Raw genomic sequence first — 18,143 nt, 5'->3', positions numbered from 1 at the left:
TTACTTAAACGGCTTAATTGGTAAATCACCAAAAGCTGCTTAAGTATTTTTACTCATCACAAAAGTGACACGCTCCCGTTGATGTGAGGATTGCTATAAGTTTAAGTTGCTAACAAGTCGTCTAGTTCTCGGTAATCGGGCAAAGTTGTATCAATTTTAATGCCGTGCCGCAAAACTGTGCGATAGCCCTGGGATCTAGATAACAATTCGCTGAAATTCCTCGCCTTAAACAAAATCAAATCAGCAGGTAAACCAACGGCTATTTTTCCTAATTTTGGCAATCCCATTAAAGCGGCTGGAGTCTTTGTAACTGCACAGGGCCAGTCTCCATAAGGCCTATCTAAATGAGCGATGCGGACTGCCATATTAAAAACTTCCAAAACATCATGGTCGCCAAATCCGTAAAACGGATCGCGACAATTGTCGCTAGCAACTGTAACGGGAATTCCTGCTGCTTTGAGTTCGTGCAGCAGCGTGACTCCCCGCCAGCGCGGTGTACGCCCAGATTGTCTGTCTTGTAGGTAAAGGTTGCACATCGGCAAGCTGACAATGCCAATATTTGCTTGCTTGACTAATTCCAGAGTTTCTGTTACTAACTCGGGAGGTTGTACGGCTAAACTACAGCAGTGTCCGCAGATAATTTGACCTGCAAAATTATGACGGATGGCGGTTTTTGCTACTTCTCGCAGTGTTGTTGATTCTGGATCGTCGTTTTCGTCGGTGTGGAAGTCGAGGTTTAAATTTCGTTCTTTGGCTAAGGCAAAAACTCGATCGAGTTGTTTGTCTAAGTCGGGATTCATATAGGCGACGCCGCCGAGAATGCCGCCGATTTGGGCAATGCGATCGGCTAATTTTTCGCCGGCAGGTGTCAGGTAATAGTCGAGGGAAACCAAGGAAGCTGCTTGTAAGATCAGCCGATCGCCCCATTCGGCTTGCAGCGCTTCAAATACTGCTAAACTAACGGTTCCCTGTTCCCCTGCGCTGTCAATGTGAGTGCGGATAGCCTTGGTTCCGTGGGCGTAGCTGCACTTGAGGCCAAACTCCATTCGCCGGTAAACATCCTCTGCATTCCAGTTTTTTTGGGCATCAGCGCCTACCGCTTCGATCGCGCTGGCAAAAGTGCCATCGGGATTGGGCGATCGTTCCCAAATGTGGCCTTTGTCTAAATGGGTGTGCATATCCACAAAACAAGGCCAGATTAAGCCTCCCTGCAAATCTACAACTGAGATATCTCCAGAGGAGGATACAGGTTTTGTACCTGCTGGGATAATTTTGGCGATCGCCCCTGCTGCAATTTCCAAATCCACCAAACAAAAATTGTTCTCAGTCCCCGTTGTCGCCACAGTAGAAGCTGAGGGCGCGATCGATTTCATCTCTAGAAGAGATGCGGGTACGCGACCATCTTTGAGCAAATAATTAGATGTACTTGGCAACATTAATTTTGTGAGTTAGTATGTATTTTCTTGATAATTCAGCGCTACCAGTTGTAACTATAGCAACCCTTGCAGGAATTGTGAAAATCTCTCTTTTCCTCTTTCTCTCTTTTCTAGATTCTCTACGCCCTCTGCGCCCTCTGCGGTTAGTTAAACAAATATCATGCAGAAAGAAAATACAAATGCTAGAGAAACTTGGATTAAATAGGTAGCTTTGCTGTTGGTACTCCCGCCCTAATCACTGAAGCACTTATGCAAAATTTTTATATTTTCAGGACAGCGCGAAAGTCAGCGTCACGAGTTTGGCTATGCCGGATACTTCCAGAGCCTGAATCCTTTTGCTATCATAAATCACTGCTTCAAATTGCAATTTCACTTTCAACTAACAGCAGCATCCATAGCAAGAGCCAAAAACAACTGTGTCAAAACCCAAGCATATAGTTTTAACATCCCATCCCGACAGATCCGGCACAAAACCTCATCCCATTTACTGGGGAGAAATCGATCCGCTGAAACGGGGGCCTGTGATTGGTAGCCTCACCAAATCGTCTCACCGGAATGCGATCGGCACTCATTCGGGTTCCTACTCTGTTTATCGCGCGCTAGCAGTTGCTTCCGGCGCACTCCAAGCAGATCACCGCCCGGATTTTACCAACACCTCTCCGGCCGCACACATCGGGCCGCACGCGAGTTGGGGCGATCCTAATTTAATTGTTTCTCTCGATCCGTTTGGAGGATTAGTCAGCGAAATTTATACTTCATTGTTCCACCAGGGATACGATATTCGACCCACAATTGCTGTCACTAAAGCTCATATTAATATGCCGGAATTACAAGATGCAATCGCTAAGGGGCGAGTGCAAATTGATGGCAAAATAGTCAAAGCCAGTGGCAATTTAGCAGTAACTAAAATTGCGATCGATCCGGTGTGGTATTTGCCAGGAATTGCTCGGCGGATCGGGGTCCAAGAAAGCGTTCTTCGCCGTGTCCTGTTCGAGCAAACAGGCGGAATGTTCTCGGACTTAGTGACGCGGCCGGACTTGCACGTTTTCTTGCCGCCAATTGGCGGAACTACGGTTTATATTATTGGCGATGTCGCGAATATTTCTGACCCGGATAAGCAGTTGGCGGTACGGGCACACGATGAATGCAACGGTTCAGATGTCTTCAGTTCCGATATCTGCACTTGTCGCCCTTATTTGGTACACGGGATTGAAATTTGCATCCAAACGGCACAATCAGGCGGTTCTGGGGTAATAGTTTACTTCCGCAAGGAAGGGAGAGCTTTGGGGGAAGTGACTAAGTTTTTGGTGTACAATGCCAGAAAACGGCAGGAAGGCGGCGATCGCGCTGATGCCTATTTTACGCGCACTGAATGTGTTGCGGGAGTTCAAGATATGCGGTTTCAAGAACTAATGCCAGACGTGCTGCACTGGTTAGGGATCTCTCGAATAGACAGTTTAGTTTCGATGAGCGATATGAAATACAATGCGATTATCAATTCTGGCATTCAGGTGGTCGATCGCATCCCCATTCCTGAAGATTGGATTCCCGCAGACGCACAAGTCGAAATTGTCGCCAAAAAAGCTGCCGGCTACTACACGCCCGACCCTGTGCCAGATGCTACAATTCTTGCAGAAGCGATCGGACGCGATTTAGGAGATTAAAAGGGCAAAGACGCGACCGATGGGACGCGAACAATCGCGTCTTTGCTAAATAAAATTTATTGCTGGTTTTTGATCAGTCAGGGTAGGTTATGGCTAATTTGCGTTCTAGTGTGATCGTAAAAACAGATATTTGCGGATATACCGCCAGAGTCAAAAAATTATCTCAGTCGGACTTGAGTAGTTTGTTAAACGAGCATAAAAATTTTGTTTCAGATATTAGCGCCAGAAATGAAGGCAGCGTGATTAAAGGGGAAGGTGATTCATTTTGGATAATTTTTCCCAGCGTCACAGCAGCGGCTGTAGCAGCCATAGAAATGCAGCAAGAATTGAGAGCGCAACAATCTAGCAAGGCGAACGACGAACGATTGGCTATCCGCGTGTCGATTACATTAGGAGATGTGTTGCATCAAGATAAAGATATCTTTGGCGATACGGTGAATTTAACAGCGCGCATAGAATCAGTAACTCCGCCGGATGAAATATATTTGTCCCAAGCAGCATGGTTGGCGCTTAACAAAGCAGAAGTGCAAACATCTTTTGTCAACGAGTTTTCTTTGAAAGGGATGAGCGAACCTGAAAAAGTCTACAAAGTTGACCAAAGTTACAAAACGCGAATCATAAAAAATCAAGCAATAATTAAAGCGGATTTGAGAGGTTTTATTGCTTATCAAGAATCTAATTCTATCAAAGATGTTGAATATTTGCTCACCAACTTTGATACTTTTGAAAAAACAATTTGCGAAGAATACGGTGGCACAATTCGCAGTATTGTTGGGGATTCGCATTTGTTGACTTTCCCGGAAGCTCACTCAGCCTTAGCAGCAATGGAAAGTTTGTGCGAGAATTGGAAACTTTTTATTGACGCCAATCAAATACCTTGCGGCTTGTCGGTGGGAGTTGCTAAGGGAAATTTATATATATTTAGGTCTTGCACTTACGGAAAAGATATTAACATAGCCGACAGACTGGAAGATTTAAGTAAAATAGTATCTCCGAGGACAGAAAAAAACTCGGTGATAGTTTCCGATCAAATAAAACGCGAAGTCAGTGGCTCGAAGTGGGAATATAAGCTGATCAAACTAGATAAAAATGTGATTTTAGATAATCTTTTAGATTACAGTCAGTTTGACTTTTTTCAAGAAAACGATGTTTACCGTTGTTTGGTGGTATGAAGTTGAAAAATATTGAACTTGAGACTGTAGAATATCTGAGAACACCGATTGCTATTCGTCAAAAGTGCGATCGGCTTTTTGATTTAGCCAGCCGGGACAAACTCCGCTACTTCCGCGTCGATTTATCCCAACTCGACAAAGCAGCAAATTATGTAATTGACACAACGCGCCAACAGTATCCCGATTTTAACATTCCATTTCACAGTCGCTGGCGACATTTTGAAGCCGGCAACTTGCCGCGCCTCGCCGAATTAAATGCAGCTTTAGCAGAATTTGCCCTCATAGAGCAAGCTAAGATCAAATTTGATTTAGCAATTGTCAGCGTTTTGCTCGATGCCGGTGCTGGTACAGATTGGCAGTATTGCGAACCAGAAACCGGGCTGATTTACTGCCGTTCTGAAGGGTTAGCAATAGCCAGCTTGCGGATGTTTTGTCAAGGTGTTTTTTCCAGCAATCCCGATTTCCCTTGGCAAGCTGATTCTCAGGGACTTTCTCAATTAAAACTAGAAACCTTAGCTGCTGGATTTCAGGTAAGTCGAGACAATCCGCTAGTTGGTTTAACAGGCCGATTAGAATTATTGCAGCGTTTGGGAAATGCGATTTGCCAGCATCCATTATTATTTGGTAGTGAAAACCCGCGCCCGGGCAATTTGGCAAAATACTTGCTAGACAATCGGGTTTCTGGAGTCAAAACTGTGTATGCTGCGGTCGTGTTGAGCGCTGTTTTGACAGGTTTTGGGGAAATTTGGCCGGGAAGATATGCAATTGGTGGCGTTAATTTAGGCGATGTGTGGCGGCATCGGGCTTTAACAGGAGAAAATCTGGGAGATGAATTCGTGCCGTTTCACAAACTCTCGCAGTGGTTGACTTATTCGCTGTTGGAACCGCTGCAAGAACTTGGTTTAGAAGTCGCGGGATTGGATGAGTTAACGGGATTGCCGGAGTACCGCAACGGCGGTTTGTGTTTGGATATCGGGCTGCTGCGGGCAAAAGATTCGGCTATTTTTGAGCAGACTTACTTGCCGGGTTCGGAAGTTATAGTAGAATGGCGATCGCTGACTGTGAATCTTTTAGATAAAATTGCCGCAGCTATTCGAGAAAAGCTGCATTTGAGTGCGACAGAATTGCCGCTGGTGAAGATTTTGCAAGGAGGAACTTGGGCGGCGGGGCGGAAAATTGCGGGCGAATTGAGGGCTGGTGGAGTACCGCCAATTCAGATTGAAAGTGACGGCACTGTGTTTTAGAAGGAAGAAGGAAGAAGGAAGAGGGAAGAAGGAAGAAGGAAGAGGGAAGAAGGAAGAGGGAAGAAGGAAGAAGGAAGAAGGAAGAGGGAAGAAGGAAGAAGGAAGAGGGAAGAAGGAAGAGGGAAGAAGGAAGAAGGAAGAGGGAAAATTATCCCATCTTCCTTTTTCAAACTCAAAATTCAAAATTCAAACCTGAAAACTATTCCTCACACTACACTCCCGACAAGCTGCTTACCGGCAAGTGCGATATTGGACGTGATAAACTAAACCGCGATGAGCCAAATCGAAGGAGTCAACGGTTGCCGTGCCGGCACCGCGGGCTGTCATCGAAGCATTTACTCGCATATTTACACTGTCGCCACAGCGAGACCAAACATTAGCTACAGTGGCTAAGCTATCTCGAACATTGTAGTTAGTTTCGCCGCTGAGATTCCGATTAAAAACTGGGCCGCGGGCTCCAGCGAAAAAGTATTCTGCTCGCAGGTTGCCTGTGGTTTTAGGAGCCACGTAGCCGCGGTAATCAGCATCGTAGATAGAAATTTGGTAGCCTTGGGGTACTTTGATGGGAATGCTCAGATTGCAGCTTTTTCGGGTTTCTGTTGAGATATTTCCCTGGGCTGCAAACTTATCAAATAGGATGGTGAGTTCTTGACCGTCGGGGCTGACACTGACGCTGGCAGAGCGATCGGGGCAACCACTACCGCCATAGCTTGCACCTACAATTTGAACGGTAGGATTAGCCAAGGCGGGGCTAATAGAAGCAGTCATTAATGCCGTAGCTAGCAATAGTTTTACAAACTTCATGGATGTTCTCCTTAATAAGTTCAGTTGTGTGTTAAAAGCACCCTAAAAATTTGGAACTGACTTTAGGTAATGTTTTTTACACTTGGATCTTGCCGCCTTCATGTTGAAAGATGAAAAGCCAGTCAAGCCAAGCTTATGACCTCATGTGCAGTTTATATTCAGGTTTTTTCGATTAGTGAATTAATCGAAAAAATAGGTTTTCTGTTGATACTTCTTAAGATTCATATCTGTTGGTTAAAGTTCCGGAAGATTTCGGTGCGAAAATCCGGATCTGTGTTAATGGGCTTGGAGCGAGCGCGAGACACCGAAACCAGCGGGGAGGCTTTTGGACCCGGATCTGCCTTCTTAGGAAGAGTGCGGGAAGGAGAGGAAAGGAGAGAATGACATATTGGTGTATTTTCAAACCTCGGATAATTAGTGTCGCCCTGGGCGGATGAAAGGCAAGTGTAGAAGCAATTTTATTCGCGCGGTATTGGTGTTTTAAATAGGGGTGTCATATAAGTAGTCTTGGTCGCAGCGGCGCTAGAAACCGGGTTTTTTTCGCGTCAATAGTGGGTAACGGACTGATAAGTTAGAATAAAGCTAAAGCAGATTAATTGTTTAAAAACATGAGTGCTAAAGTTACTGTCATCGACCATCCTTTGATACAGCACAAGTTAACTCTAATGCGGCAAACTCAAACGAGCACGGCAAAATTTCGCCAACTGCTGAAAGAGATTGGAATGCTGCTAGCCTATGAAGTGACGCGAGATTTGCCGCTAAAATACGAACAAATAGAAACGCCGATCGCCAAAATGAATGCACCGGTGCTGGCTGCAGAAAAGAAAATTGTTATTATTTCAATTATGCGCGCCGGTCAGGGACTGTTAGATAGTATTTTAGAGCTGATTCCGTCTGCGAGGGTAGGACATATTGGTTTGTACCGTGATCCGACAACTCGGATGGTGATCGAATATTATTTCAAAGTTCCGCAGGATATCCAACAGCGAGATGTTTTAATTGTTGATCCGATGCTGGCTACTGGTAATTCAGCAGTGGCGGCAGTGGATAGGCTTAAAGAAGTTAATCCGAAGTCTATTAAATTTTTGTGCTTGCTAGCGGCACCGGAGGGACTTAAGCACTTTCACGAACAACACCCTGACGTGCAGATTTATACGGCGGCTGTTGATGAGTGTTTAGACGAGCACGGCTATATTGTACCTGGCCTCGGAGATGCGGGCGATCGGCTTTACGGCACTCTGTGAATTCAATAAAATGATTTTGGGCTGTATATGCCAATACATTCATTAAAAAATAATTTTACTAACATAAGTAGTGGTTTGATAGTGCCATACAATGTAAATTGTAAGATTTTAATGTCAGGAAAAGCCTATATATAGCAAGGGTTGTAGGATTTTCTTACATTAAATTCGTAAATTGCATGATCTAGATGTATTTACTGCATCTCATGGGTAAAATCTCTGCCTTTAGTGTAATTAATCGCAGGAATTACTTCATAAGATAGATGTATGATGCTAACCGTTTGCGATCCACTACTAACATTTTTTGGACGAGGAAAAAAACAATGGAGACTACAGCAGAGAAAGAAGCCCCAACTCAGCCTGTTGAGGAAGTGAAAATCAACAATATCAACAGTTTGGAGTTTGAGCTTTGGGCTAAAGCGGTGAAACGGCAGATGATTGCAGCACTCTCTAAAAAGGGCGCGATTTGACATCTCTGGGTTTTTTGTGTGCAACTTGTGTTAATTAAATTAACAAAATTTTTGTCTGCATTGTTGTCCAAGAGCGATAAGTGGGGAGGGGAAGAGTTTTGAGATTGCGCCTCTTTGGGAGTTGCGGGAGGGGGAGAAGAAAGCATTTTCCTTATTCCTAGTTTTGGACCCACGGGTGGAAGGAAACCGGGTTTTTTTTACGAAAATACTTCTGTTGCAATCGGCAGAAATGGTAAAAAAAACCCGGTTTCTTTGTGTCAAGAGTGCCTCCGGGACTTTTCCCTCTGCGGAAGGCTTTCTGCCCGATTACGATCGCTTGTCCACCGCCGCCAGCAAGCGCAGACTTCCGTCTTGAATCTGCACTGCTTTCACCGTTCCCACAGCAACTCTTTGTTGACCGTTAGCCATCGCTACCTCAATCTTAATCTTGGGGTCAGCCTGCAAGCCCAACCGCCCCCAAAGCCACTTGACTTGAGTAGCAGGAAAAGAACGCACTTCTACATCTGAAAAGGGCGAATTAACCCAACGGCTACCGTCGTAAAAACTCGCTACCTGCACCTGATACCAAACTTGTTCTCCTGCTAATTTTAACTCGTTGTTCGGTTCTGGTTCCAGCCAATCAGCGGGGTTGACACTGCTAATTAAAGTAGCAGAACCCATAATTTGACTTTTGTGGTCTTCTAGATTTTCAGCCTGAGAAACTGCTTCCTCAAGTTTGTTGACCAAATTCCGAATTCGACTTCTTGTGTCGCTGTCGGTATCTGATTGCTGATCGAGCCAATTCATCGCCTCGCGAGTTCCGTCTTGAGACGCTACAATCAGGGCGCCCCAAGCCTTGACATCGGCGTCAGCGGAATTCACTCTCAAGGCGGCGTCTACGCGGTTCCAGATCCGCCCGCTGTCCTTTTTGAGGGTTGTGGCAATTTCGTGACTGTTGCTCGGATCGGCTTCAAATACTTGCAAAGCTTCGCTCCAACGGCCGTCTATCAATTCTGCGAGAACTTGTTGACCGGGACTGGCCCAAGATGCGATCGCCTGAGCCCGAGTAATTTTAGCGTGAAATTCGATCGTTTCTAGCTGAGCTTGTGCGACAGCGGGCCAATTTTTGCCGGCTTTCCCCTTCGCCAAACGCATGACATTTAATGCTGGAGACCACAGCCCGCTTTTGGCAAGTCGCAGCCCATTTTTGTAAGTCTCGTCATTGAAAGCAATTTCTTCTAAAGAAATCGGCGTTAACTGAACGGGGTTCGGCAAAAATTTGCGCGGGCCAATTTGATAAAGGGTAAATTGCGGCTCTAAACCAACTGTTTGGTCGATCGTCAACTGCGGATTTGAACCCTTAACAATTTGTTGCCAATTCGGCGGTTGTCCAGCCGCACTCGCCCACTCCAACAGCGGCATTAAATGATTTTGGCTGGGGTTGTAGCGAACGACTTGTCCGTAGGGAATTTTCTTGTCGCCCTGCTTTAGTTGACCGCTGACATTAAACCAAATGCCGGAGGCGGGGGGCTTTCCGTCAAAGCGGCGCAGGTCTGTTAGGGGTAGCGGCTGATTCGAGGCTTGATTGTTAGATGTAGAGTCAGCTAAAGAAGCCATGACAAAAGATTCCGCAGGGCCTTCTAGATTCACAGAACTGGCTAACTGAAAATACTGCTGTTTATCGGAATCTGGATCGGGAAGTTGCACCCGCTTGTACACTCGAAGTTCGACAATTTGACGGCAAGGATTTTTGCAAACAGTAGAAGCATTAACCGTCCTTTCCACCATCACCGGCAAGAGCAAATCGGAAAGAGAATTATCGCCGGATTTATCAACCGGAAGCGGCAAGGCTTCTCCGGTTACGAATCCCAATTTGCGGACGCTGGCTTTGATTTGATCGAGAGTTTGGATCGAATCTCTGCTACCTGTAGGCAGGCGCGACCATCCCGGTACAAACTGAGAGATCAACTTGTTGCCGTTAGGATCGACAATTAGCTGATAACTCAGCCAAGCGCCGCCTCCCATTAAAGCTGCACAGCCACCCAAGATGCTGAGGGCTGTCAAATTAGCTATCAGTCTTTTCCAGGGATATCTGGCGCGAGTTGGGGGAGTAGGTATTAGAAGCTGGGACTCTTGAAGATTTTTGGGGCGTCGGGTTTGGCGGCGGCGTCTTGTCGGAGGAGGAGCAACTTTTCGATTTTCTGGGGGTTTGGCTCGATTTTTTGAGGGGTTAATTTTTTGTTCCATCGTCCCATTTAAGAATTTAGATTTAAGAATTTAGAGTTTAAAATTGCAATAGCCGATCGTACTGCCGACCTATGATATCCCAAGTGTATTGGCTTTCAACGAGCGATCGAGCGTTGACAGAGAGCTCCTGTCTTAGCTGCTGATTTTCAAACAAACTGGTGATCGCCTCAACATACTCCTGAACTTTGTTCGCCCGCAAGGCCCTTATCAGTTGTGGGCCGCCATCGACGGCTAAACCCTCCAAACCTCGATCGCTCGCAACGACAGGAGTTCCCGCCGCCATCGCCTCCAAAGTTTTATTTTTAATCCCAAACCCAATCCGCATCGGCACCACACAAACAGCAGCTTGATGCAAATATTCTGCCACCCTTTGCACCCGGCCTACTACTTGAATTCCGGGAAGTTCCCCCAAGGCGAGCACTTCCGGGACTGGCGAGGCCCCGACAAGGGTGAGGGTAGCATCGGGATAGCGCTGCTGCAAAGGCGGCAGTATTTGCAAACTGAGAAACCGCGCTGCGTCAATATTGGGCAAATTGTTCATTGCGCCTGCAAAAATTAAGGTATGTCCTCCCGGATCGATCGACCGATACGGAAATTGAGTTAAATCTACGCCGTTAGGAATTACATCAATGGGAGGTACAAAAAAATCTTGTTTTCCTCGCACCCGAACCGGAGGCAACAGTAATTCTAGGAGTTGCTCTCTGTCTGTGGATGTTGTGGCAACAATCCGGGAGAATTTGGAACAGTAGCGTTTTTCGTAGCGGGCTAGTAGTGGTAAATTTAGTCGATCGCGCAGCGGTTTTTCCGAGGTTCCGGTTGCTAACATTTCCCTGCAAGTTCCCCAAACGGAACTGTGAATGTTTGCCACTGTCAGCACTTTTTGCCGCCATTCTGGACGCACGTAAATCTCGTTAACGCTATGCTCGCAGGTGACAGCATCGCATTTGTCTGCTGTTACCAATTCGTCTGCCCAATTCTGCATTGCTTGGGAGTAGCTTGAGAGTACGTTCGGAGGCGTCCCGAACAACAAAAATCGACTGAATCTGTGGAATTTTCCTATTATTTCAGAGAACCCCCCCTGGTTAAGGGGTTCCGGCAAAAAATCCCCATCGGGTTCTGGATCGAGTCTTAGCCCCCCCTTGACAAGGGGGGGTTGGGGGGGTACTTGCGGGCTAGGAAAAACTGCTAATTCTGTGACTTGCTGGCGCAATGCGTCGATTTGTGCGTCGGTGACATCGGGCGATCGTACAGTGCCGAGAATTACATCATGCCGCCGACTCAAGTATAGCAATAAATTAAACGTCCTTACCTGAGTTCCTCCGCGGCTTGGCGGATAGGGAAAAGTCGAGGAAAGCATCAAAATCTTCATGGGATGTGGAATAAATAAAGTTGCCGCTTGCGCGATAAAATTGATTGATAAAATCTTTTTAACAATCTTCGCACCTATGGACGAATTATCTGTTAAGGCGCTGCTCGAAGACTTGAAAAAGTCCGACGAAAGCGTGCGCGATCGGGCAACTACAGAACTCTGGCGCACTTGGTTTAACCAAAAGGGTGAGTATGGGATGCAAATTCTCAGGCGATCGCAAGTTTCACTGGATGCAGGCGATGTTAGCCACGCTTTGGATTTGCTGACGAAACTGATCTCCGAAGCGCCGGATTTTGCTGAAGCTTGGAACCGGCGCGCCGTACTTCACTATACCCAAGGCAATTATAAAAAGTCGATCCAGGACTGCGAAACCGTCCTCAAACTGAACCCGGTTCATTTTGGAGCGCTGCACGGTCTGGGTTTGTGCTACGCTGCCTTGGGAGAATACATAAATGCTATTCAAGCTTTTCGTCGCGCTTTGGAAATTCAACCGTTTGCTTTGGTGAATCAAAAGTTAATTCTCGAATGTACTGCTCGTTTGAGTTAAAATCAACTGTGGAGTGAAGGAAGAAGGAAGGAGGAAGAAGGAAGAAGGAAGAAGGAAGAAGGAAGAAGGAAGAAGGAAGAAGGAAGAAAATCAATGGTTTCAGGATTTTTTTGCAATCTTAAATCTCAAATCTCAAATTGTCTAAGTTAGTGCCGAAAATTAGCGTTTGCATTCCTACTTACAATCGAGTGCATCTGCTGGCTTGTGCGATCGCCAGCGTGCTAGATCAAACTTATACAGATTTTGAATTAATTATCTGTGATGACGGTTCTACTGACAGCACTCCTCTGTTGATGTCGGAATTTGTCGATCGCGGGATTCACTACATTCGCCACCCGCAGAATATCGGCAAGAGTAATAATATGCGATCGGGCTTTGCGGCAGCAAGGGGCGAATATTTTATCAAGTTTGACGATGACGATCGCCTCAGCGCGCAATTTCTAGAGCGGACATCTGCTATTTTAGATAAAGACCCCAGCATCGATTTTGTCAGTACAGATCACTGGGTGATCGACATTAACAATTATATTGACGAAAGCCAGACAAAGCTCAATTCGCAGCGCTGGGGGCGCACCGAGTTGTCGGCTGGAATTATTGAAAATTTGCTCTCCGCAGTTTTTCTGAGACAAAGTTTGCAAATAGGGGCAACTTTATTTCGCCGCCGCGCCCTGGAAGAAGTCGGATTTCTGCGGCCGAATTTGCAAAATTGCGAAGATAACGATTTGTTTGTAAGACTTGCGATTGCGGGCAAAAAATGCTATTACTTACCGGAGCTGTTGATGGAGTATCGATTTCACGCAGGACAGCAAGGAGTCGATCGGGCAATTCCGTATTTAAGTGATAAATTGCGCTATTTGACAGGCTACGAATTTGAGTCCGAGAAGTTGGAAAGAGTCAGGCTCCAAAGGATTGCCGAAACTCAATTAGCGCTCGGTTTGCGGCTGATTGAGGTGGGTGAAACTGCAAAAGGGCGCCTGATGGTGCGAGCTGGAAAGTCTGTTTCTACGGCGAAAATGTGGGCGGGTTTGGGATTGTCGCTGCTGCCCGTCGAGTTGCGTCCAAGGGCGTTTGAGTTTGTGCGGGAGTTGTTGAAACGGGAGTTGTGAAGGCGTAGGATTTCTACAGAATAGGCGGCCGCTTCAACCGCCAAGTCTGATTACTTTCACAATACTCCTGACTCTAATTGGTCTAGATAGATAAACTCAGGAGCTTTAACTCCCGCTTCCTCTCTAATTTTAACCAGTCTAGGCGACTCAAAAAACGCCCGAGCATCTGCGATTGATGTCCAGACTGAAAAATGAACAATTTTGTTGGGTTCATTTTCATACTTCAAGACTTGATACGAACGCTCGCCCGCTTCTTTTCGGATGCTTTCAGCATTATCAAATACCTTTTTCCAAGCTTCATAGTTTTCTACTTCATGAATGATTAATACATATTGCATAGCAATCAGATTCTCCTAGAAATTCACAACTTCCCGGCTTCGGCTTCTTCCTCATCTAACTCTAGAAAAAGCCCCTCAACATTCAGAACTCAATCGTCATCAGACAGGGGCAGATAGTCTAAATAAACAGTCTGTTTCAAAATTTTTCATACCAAATCTAACCGCTCTGACTCTGTTAATCGCTCAAAGGTATCCAAAATTTCTTCTACTAAAATAGTGATAGCTTTTTCCCTAGACTGGCTTATAGCATAGCACAGGTTTTAAGTAGACCAACCTAAAAAGACATAACACCCAGCTCCCCGCAGCACTTTAAGCCTGCGGGGTTATAACCTCGATCGCACTTTACGTTTAAAGTAGTAAATAGTGCCCGATCTAAGTTTTTCCTAAATATCGTGTCTATATTTTCTGAAATTCCGACTGTGTGGTTGCAAATTTCCCTCGTGGGAGTCTGGCTGGGTTTGATTTTACTGGTAGCTGAGGGCTTAAATCGCTTTACTTCTGTCGATGCTGAGGTATCGCGGAAGGTTGTTCACATCGGTACTGGAAATGTGATTTTGCTGGCTTGGTGGCTGGAAATACCCGGTTGGGTGGGGATTTCGGCGGGGGTTTTAGCAGGTGCGATCGCCCTAATTTCTTACCAAGTTCCGATTTTGCCCAGTCTTAACAGTATCAACCGGAAGAGTTGGGGGACTTTTTTCTATGCTGTTAGTATCAGCGTTCTCGTGGCTTGGTTTTGGCCGCTGCAACATCAGGAATACGCTGCTTTGGGCATTTTAGTCATGACTTGGGGCGACGGATTGGCTGCTGTCATCGGCCAGAAATACGGCAAACATATTTATCGAGTTGGGGGAATTCAGAAGAGTTGGGAAGGTTCTGCAACTATGTATTTGGTGAGTTTTGCGGTTAGCAGTTTGATTTTGCTGGTGGTTCAAGGCAATATTTGGCAAACTTGGGCGGTGTCGGCTGTTGTAGCTTTGGTTGCTGCTACTTTGGAGTCGGTTTCTAAGCTGGGAATTGACAATCTGACTGTGCCGCTCGGCAGTGGGGCGATCGCCTTTTTCCTAAATCAATTTTTGATAATTGGTAATGTGTAATCTGAATTTCCCCCCACGGGGGCGTTGCTGGATACAGGTATGAATTCAAGATTTCGCAATTGCTATAAACCAAGGCGGGTGAGTTTTGTAAATTCAAGCGAAAAGGTAATTCATACCATGAATCAGCAACGCCAATTATCAATTGTCTAACTCTCCTTAAAGCAGCCGACGTGCTTGTAAAATTTGTTGTTGCCATTGCTCGAAAGCGGGGATTTTTGAGCGATCGTCTGTTGGAAACATCGCCCTTATTTGCTCCATAAGCTCGATCGCCAGCGGTACGCCAAGCTGCAATTGCTCCAAAACCTCCCGTTGAGCAAAAACGGTTTCCGGTGTTCCTTCTAAAATCAATTTTCCCCGATCCATTACAAACACCCAATCAGCCCAGCGGTAGATGAAATCGAGGTCGTGACTTGCTAAAAGAATAGTGGTTCCGGCGCTGTGAATTTCTTGAAGTAAACCGATCAGTTGTCGGGTGTGACGCGGATCGAGATAGGCGGTAGGTTCATCTAACAGCAGCAGTTTGGGCTTGAGAACCATGATATCGGCGATGGAAACCCGCTTTTTCTGCCCCAAACTGAGATTGTGAATTGGTTCGCGGGCGAGTTCACTTAAATCGAATTGCTCGATCGCCTGCTGCACCTGTTGAGCAATTTCGGATTCTCTTAAGCCTAAATTGTACAATCCATAGGAAATATCTTCTTCTACCGTCGAAGCTACTAATTGATGTTCGGGATTTTGAAAGACGAGTCCGATTTGTTGGCGCAGTTGCATCAAAGATTTGCGATCGTAGCGAAAGGGTTCACCTTGCCAGCTAATTATTCCCTGTTGCGGTTGATATAAGCCATTTGCTAACAGAAAAAATGTAGTTTTGCCACAGCCATTTTGACCGATCAGCCCGCACCGTTTCCCAGCGGGGACTTTTAGATTTAAACCCTGAATTGCCACTCGCGAACCGCAGGGATAGGAGTAGGAAGTGCGATCGAATTCGAGAATACATTCAGACATATTCGTTATTTTTTATTTTTTATAGCCTTGTTCCCAGGCAGAGCCTGGGAATAAATACCCGGAGGCTGTGCCTCCAATTACCGATTACCGATTACCGATTACCGAGACCAATCTCCATTGTATTTGTGTCACCCTTCATCGGATTTAGACAACTGCCAAAGTTGAATTTCATAACACAAATGCTGCTCAAAAAGTTTGCCAGCCTCCAATCCTTCAACCACCAGCTTCTTGAACCAGCGACGAAATATCCAGCGCAGGAATTTGTGGACGGGCGGAACTGTTATCGCAATTAAATCTGCAACATATATCATTGTATTTAGTCCATATCGGCGGAAAGTATCGACATACAAATCAATTGTTGGCAAAATATGAGCGGAAATATCCTCAGTTTTTACTAAAGTGAATCCAGCCTGCTTTAATGCTGCATGAAGTTCCGTAACCGCATGACAATTAGAGAACATTCCCTCTGTATAGTTACCATCAGATCGCAGCATATCAGCCAGCAAAACGTAACCGCCCTGATTGAGGATTTTGGCGGCACCGTTAGCAATATCAACAGCCGACATATACTGGCTACTTTCGCTAAAGAGAATAAGATCGTAGAAATGGGTTGCTTTGAAGTCTTCAAACCTCGTGAGGTGGAAGATTGCCCGATCGCCCGTACACTTAAGAAAGCGCTGTTGTTGGAACGGATCGGGTGCGAGCCCTTCGACTGCAAAACCTCGATCGAGCAAATAAGCCGCATTTCCGCCAATCCCGCAGCCCACATCGAGTATCGTATGAGTGCCTTTGGGGATCGCATCCAACAGTTTTACAGTATAAGCTTGCTGAGCGAGGCGCAATCGTGCGATCGTTAGTTCGTCAGCGGGCACAGGTAGGGTTTCCCAATAGCCGTAGTGAAGGTAGGGCGAATCTGTCAGGCCCAAATAGTAATTAAGCGCTGCATTTTGGTAGCGAGTTACCTTGGAAATTTCGATGGATTTTGGCTGCGACATTCGGAAAATTTAGTAAGTTTTAGGATTTAGGGCAGAGTTGAAATTCTTCCCAGCGCTTGCATACTTGTTCATAGCACTCAACAGGAGAAATTGCCAAGTTTTGCAATAAATTGATATCAATCTGACCGTTGGCGATCGACAAAAATATAATTGCTTCCTTGGGTTCGTAGCCAGCAATGATTTGGAGCAAATTTGAAACAGTGTTTTCCTCTATTTCTAGTTGTTGCAAATAAACGGTTGCCTCCAAGTCGGAAATAAATAGCAGATCGTACTTGATAGTATCTACGCTCCAATTCACATAGCCGTTAATGGGAGTATTAATTTTGCAAGCAACCAAGCCCCGTCCTCGATGCAAAAAGCCATTCCAAGCAGTATGTCCGATCGGCAAAATATTCTGGTGAATAAACAAGTTTTGCCAGTAGCCAAAACTACCCTGCCAAACACTATCTTCAATTCGCATTTTTTTCCCATTAAAATAAGATATGCTTCAGAACACAGAGCAAATTACACCAGCGTTCATCTGTGTTTATCTGCGGATATCTGCGGTTAAAAAACCCCAATCCAATAATTTTAAAAATAATAAACTCACCATCATCCATACCTCGCAGATGAAAAACAACAGGTAAACAAATCGGCGGGCATCCTGACTCAGAGTTCCAACGATCTCATTACAGTTGCGGGACAGCGCCGGATTCGCACCGAACTTTCCCCCTTACGTCTGATGACTGTTCTCCATCAGAGCCGATCGATATACGGGAATATTACCACTATTTGGGATGTTTGACAAAAAACCGTCCGCCTATTCACCAAACTCAATATTTTCATACAAATCGGCTAGCGAAATTTCCACAGCAACAGATGTTAAAATCAGCCGATCGCCCATACAGCTATATTCCGAAAATATCCACTTATTCGCATCAGTTTTAGAGTATTGCTCCACCTGTAGCCGATATTGATCGATTAATAAATATTCCTGAAAACTAGGAATACTGCGATAAGCAGCAAACTTTTCATCGCGATCGTAAGCTCTAGTACCTTTAGACAGCACCTCAGCAATGAGCAGCGGATTCGTAATTGTATCCGTCCGTCCAGATTGCAACTCGATCGGGCGCGCTACCACCATCACATCCGGGTAAGTGTAATTATTAAGCTGCGGAACCCAAAGCCGCTGATCCGATGCAAAAATACTGTAAGGTTTACCCTTGAGACTCACCCTCAAAATAGCATTTAAGATGCTGGTAATTTCATTGTGATGCGGTGCGCCACCAGCCATCAGAACAATCTCCCCATTTATAAATTCATGCCGATCCTGAGAATTGATTTCCAATTCTAGATATTCCTCAGCCGTGTAGGTTTTGGTTTCAACTTGCGCGATCATACACAACGCTCTCCTTTAATCTACTCCTTTCAGTTTATCTTAAAAATCCTGCTA

General features: G+C 45.6%; 19 protein-coding genes and 1 riboswitch. Of the genes, 10 read left to right on the top strand and 9 right to left on the bottom strand.

Annotated elements, in window-relative coordinates; genetic code table 11:
- Positions 1-101: 101 nt before the first annotated feature.
- Entirely contained in the window at positions 102-1,436 is a 1,335-nt protein-coding gene (locus QT994_RS17910; RefSeq protein ID WP_333176645.1) for a cytosine deaminase, read from the bottom strand.
- A gap of 416 nt (positions 1,437-1,852) precedes the next feature.
- Between QT994_RS17910 and QT994_RS17905 the strand changes: the two genes are divergently transcribed.
- The 4 genes from QT994_RS17905 (at position 1,853) to QT994_RS17890 (ending at position 5,712) form a co-directional block, all read left to right on the top strand.
- Positions 1,853-3,100 (top strand): GTP cyclohydrolase II, encoded by a 1,248-nt coding sequence (locus QT994_RS17905; protein ID WP_333176642.1) that lies wholly within the window; start codon positions 1,853-1,855, stop codon positions 3,098-3,100.
- 89 nt (positions 3,101-3,189) lie between these two features.
- Positions 3,190-4,272 carry an adenylate/guanylate cyclase domain-containing protein gene (locus tag QT994_RS17900; protein WP_333048585.1) on the top strand — a complete coding sequence of 361 codons (1,083 nt, stop codon included), beginning with the start codon at positions 3,190-3,192 and terminating at the stop codon, positions 4,270-4,272.
- A complete protein-coding gene (locus QT994_RS17895; RefSeq protein WP_333176639.1) occupies positions 4,269-5,516 on the top strand; it encodes a URC4/urg3 family protein in 1,248 nt (415 codons plus the stop codon). The genes QT994_RS17900 and QT994_RS17895 overlap by 4 nt, the downstream gene beginning before the upstream one ends.
- Complete coding sequence (locus QT994_RS17890) at positions 5,497-5,712, top strand: hypothetical protein (protein ID WP_333048587.1); 216 nt, start codon at positions 5,497-5,499, stop codon at positions 5,710-5,712. The genes QT994_RS17895 and QT994_RS17890 overlap by 20 nt, the downstream gene beginning before the upstream one ends.
- Positions 5,713-5,747: 35 nt before the next feature.
- Here QT994_RS17890 and QT994_RS17885 read toward each other — a convergent pair whose 3' ends face one another.
- A complete protein-coding gene (locus QT994_RS17885) occupies positions 5,748-6,320 on the bottom strand; it encodes a DUF4360 domain-containing protein (RefSeq protein WP_333176636.1) in 573 nt (190 codons plus the stop codon).
- A 608-nt stretch (positions 6,321-6,928) separates the two neighbouring features.
- Here QT994_RS17885 and upp point away from each other — a divergent pair.
- Positions 6,929-7,564, top strand: a complete 636-nt coding sequence (gene upp, locus QT994_RS17880) for a uracil phosphoribosyltransferase (RefSeq protein WP_333176633.1) — start codon at positions 6,929-6,931, stop codon at positions 7,562-7,564.
- Between the two features lie 320 nt (positions 7,565-7,884).
- Entirely contained in the window at positions 7,885-8,031 is a 147-nt protein-coding gene (locus tag QT994_RS17875) for a hypothetical protein (RefSeq protein WP_333048590.1), read from the top strand.
- Positions 8,032-8,337: 306 nt separating this feature from the next.
- Here the strand turns inward: QT994_RS17875 and QT994_RS17870 are convergent, their stop codons facing one another.
- Positions 8,338-10,257, bottom strand: coding sequence for a hypothetical protein (locus tag QT994_RS17870; protein WP_333048591.1), 1,920 nt, complete (start codon positions 10,255-10,257; stop codon positions 8,338-8,340).
- Between the two features lie 37 nt (positions 10,258-10,294).
- Entirely contained in the window at positions 10,295-11,626 is a 1,332-nt protein-coding gene (locus QT994_RS17865) for a glycosyltransferase family 4 protein (RefSeq protein WP_333176630.1), read from the bottom strand.
- A gap of 76 nt (positions 11,627-11,702) precedes the next feature.
- Between QT994_RS17865 and QT994_RS17860 the strand changes: the two genes are divergently transcribed.
- The 3 genes from QT994_RS17860 to QT994_RS17850 are packed head-to-tail and all read left to right on the top strand — an operon-like array spanning position 11,703 to position 13,279.
- Positions 11,703-12,173, top strand: a complete 471-nt coding sequence (locus QT994_RS17860; protein ID WP_333048593.1) for a tetratricopeptide repeat protein — start codon at positions 11,703-11,705, stop codon at positions 12,171-12,173.
- A 13-nt stretch (positions 12,174-12,186) separates the two neighbouring features.
- Positions 12,187-12,318 carry a hypothetical protein gene (locus tag QT994_RS17855; RefSeq protein WP_333176628.1) on the top strand — a complete coding sequence of 44 codons (132 nt, stop codon included), beginning with the start codon at positions 12,187-12,189 and terminating at the stop codon, positions 12,316-12,318.
- 4 nt (positions 12,319-12,322) lie between these two features.
- Complete coding sequence (locus QT994_RS17850; RefSeq protein ID WP_333176657.1) at positions 12,323-13,279, top strand: glycosyltransferase; 957 nt, start codon at positions 12,323-12,325, stop codon at positions 13,277-13,279.
- A 56-nt stretch (positions 13,280-13,335) separates the two neighbouring features.
- Here QT994_RS17850 and QT994_RS17845 read toward each other — a convergent pair whose 3' ends face one another.
- Positions 13,336-13,617: an antibiotic biosynthesis monooxygenase gene (locus QT994_RS17845; protein WP_333176626.1), complete on the bottom strand. Its 282-nt coding sequence runs from the start codon at positions 13,615-13,617 to the stop codon at positions 13,336-13,338.
- Between the two features lie 392 nt (positions 13,618-14,009).
- Here QT994_RS17845 and QT994_RS17840 point away from each other — a divergent pair, with 392 nt between their 5' ends.
- Positions 14,010-14,711, top strand: coding sequence for a diacylglycerol/polyprenol kinase family protein (locus QT994_RS17840; RefSeq protein ID WP_445243919.1), 702 nt, complete (start codon positions 14,010-14,012; stop codon positions 14,709-14,711).
- 156 nt (positions 14,712-14,867) lie between these two features.
- Here the strand turns inward: QT994_RS17840 and QT994_RS17835 are convergent, their stop codons facing one another.
- The 4 genes from QT994_RS17835 to QT994_RS17820 all read right to left on the bottom strand — a co-directional run bounded on the left by QT994_RS17835 (position 14,868) and on the right by QT994_RS17820 (position 18,089).
- Positions 14,868-15,716 (bottom strand): ABC transporter ATP-binding protein, encoded by an 849-nt coding sequence (locus tag QT994_RS17835; protein WP_333176624.1) that lies wholly within the window; start codon positions 15,714-15,716, stop codon positions 14,868-14,870.
- Between the two features lie 128 nt (positions 15,717-15,844).
- Positions 15,845-16,711 (bottom strand): methyltransferase domain-containing protein, encoded by an 867-nt coding sequence (locus tag QT994_RS17830; protein WP_333176621.1) that lies wholly within the window; start codon positions 16,709-16,711, stop codon positions 15,845-15,847.
- A gap of 19 nt (positions 16,712-16,730) precedes the next feature.
- Positions 16,731-17,171 carry a hypothetical protein gene (locus tag QT994_RS17825; RefSeq protein ID WP_333048598.1) on the bottom strand — a complete coding sequence of 147 codons (441 nt, stop codon included), beginning with the start codon at positions 17,169-17,171 and terminating at the stop codon, positions 16,731-16,733.
- 156 nt (positions 17,172-17,327) lie between these two features.
- Positions 17,328-17,472: riboswitch (cobalamin riboswitch) on the bottom strand.
- A 38-nt stretch (positions 17,473-17,510) separates the two neighbouring features.
- Complete coding sequence (locus tag QT994_RS17820) at positions 17,511-18,089, bottom strand: Uma2 family endonuclease (RefSeq protein WP_333176619.1); 579 nt, start codon at positions 18,087-18,089, stop codon at positions 17,511-17,513.
- Between the last annotated feature and the right edge of the window lie 54 nt (positions 18,090-18,143).

Origin of the sequence: Microcoleus sp. S13_B4, from assembly GCF_036700885.1 — a bacterium.
In the GTDB taxonomy this organism is placed as follows: domain Bacteria; phylum Cyanobacteriota; class Cyanobacteriia; order Cyanobacteriales; family Microcoleaceae; genus Microcoleus.
The sequence above is the reverse complement of the archived record's forward strand: the minus strand, read 5'-3'. Positions and strand labels throughout refer to the sequence as shown.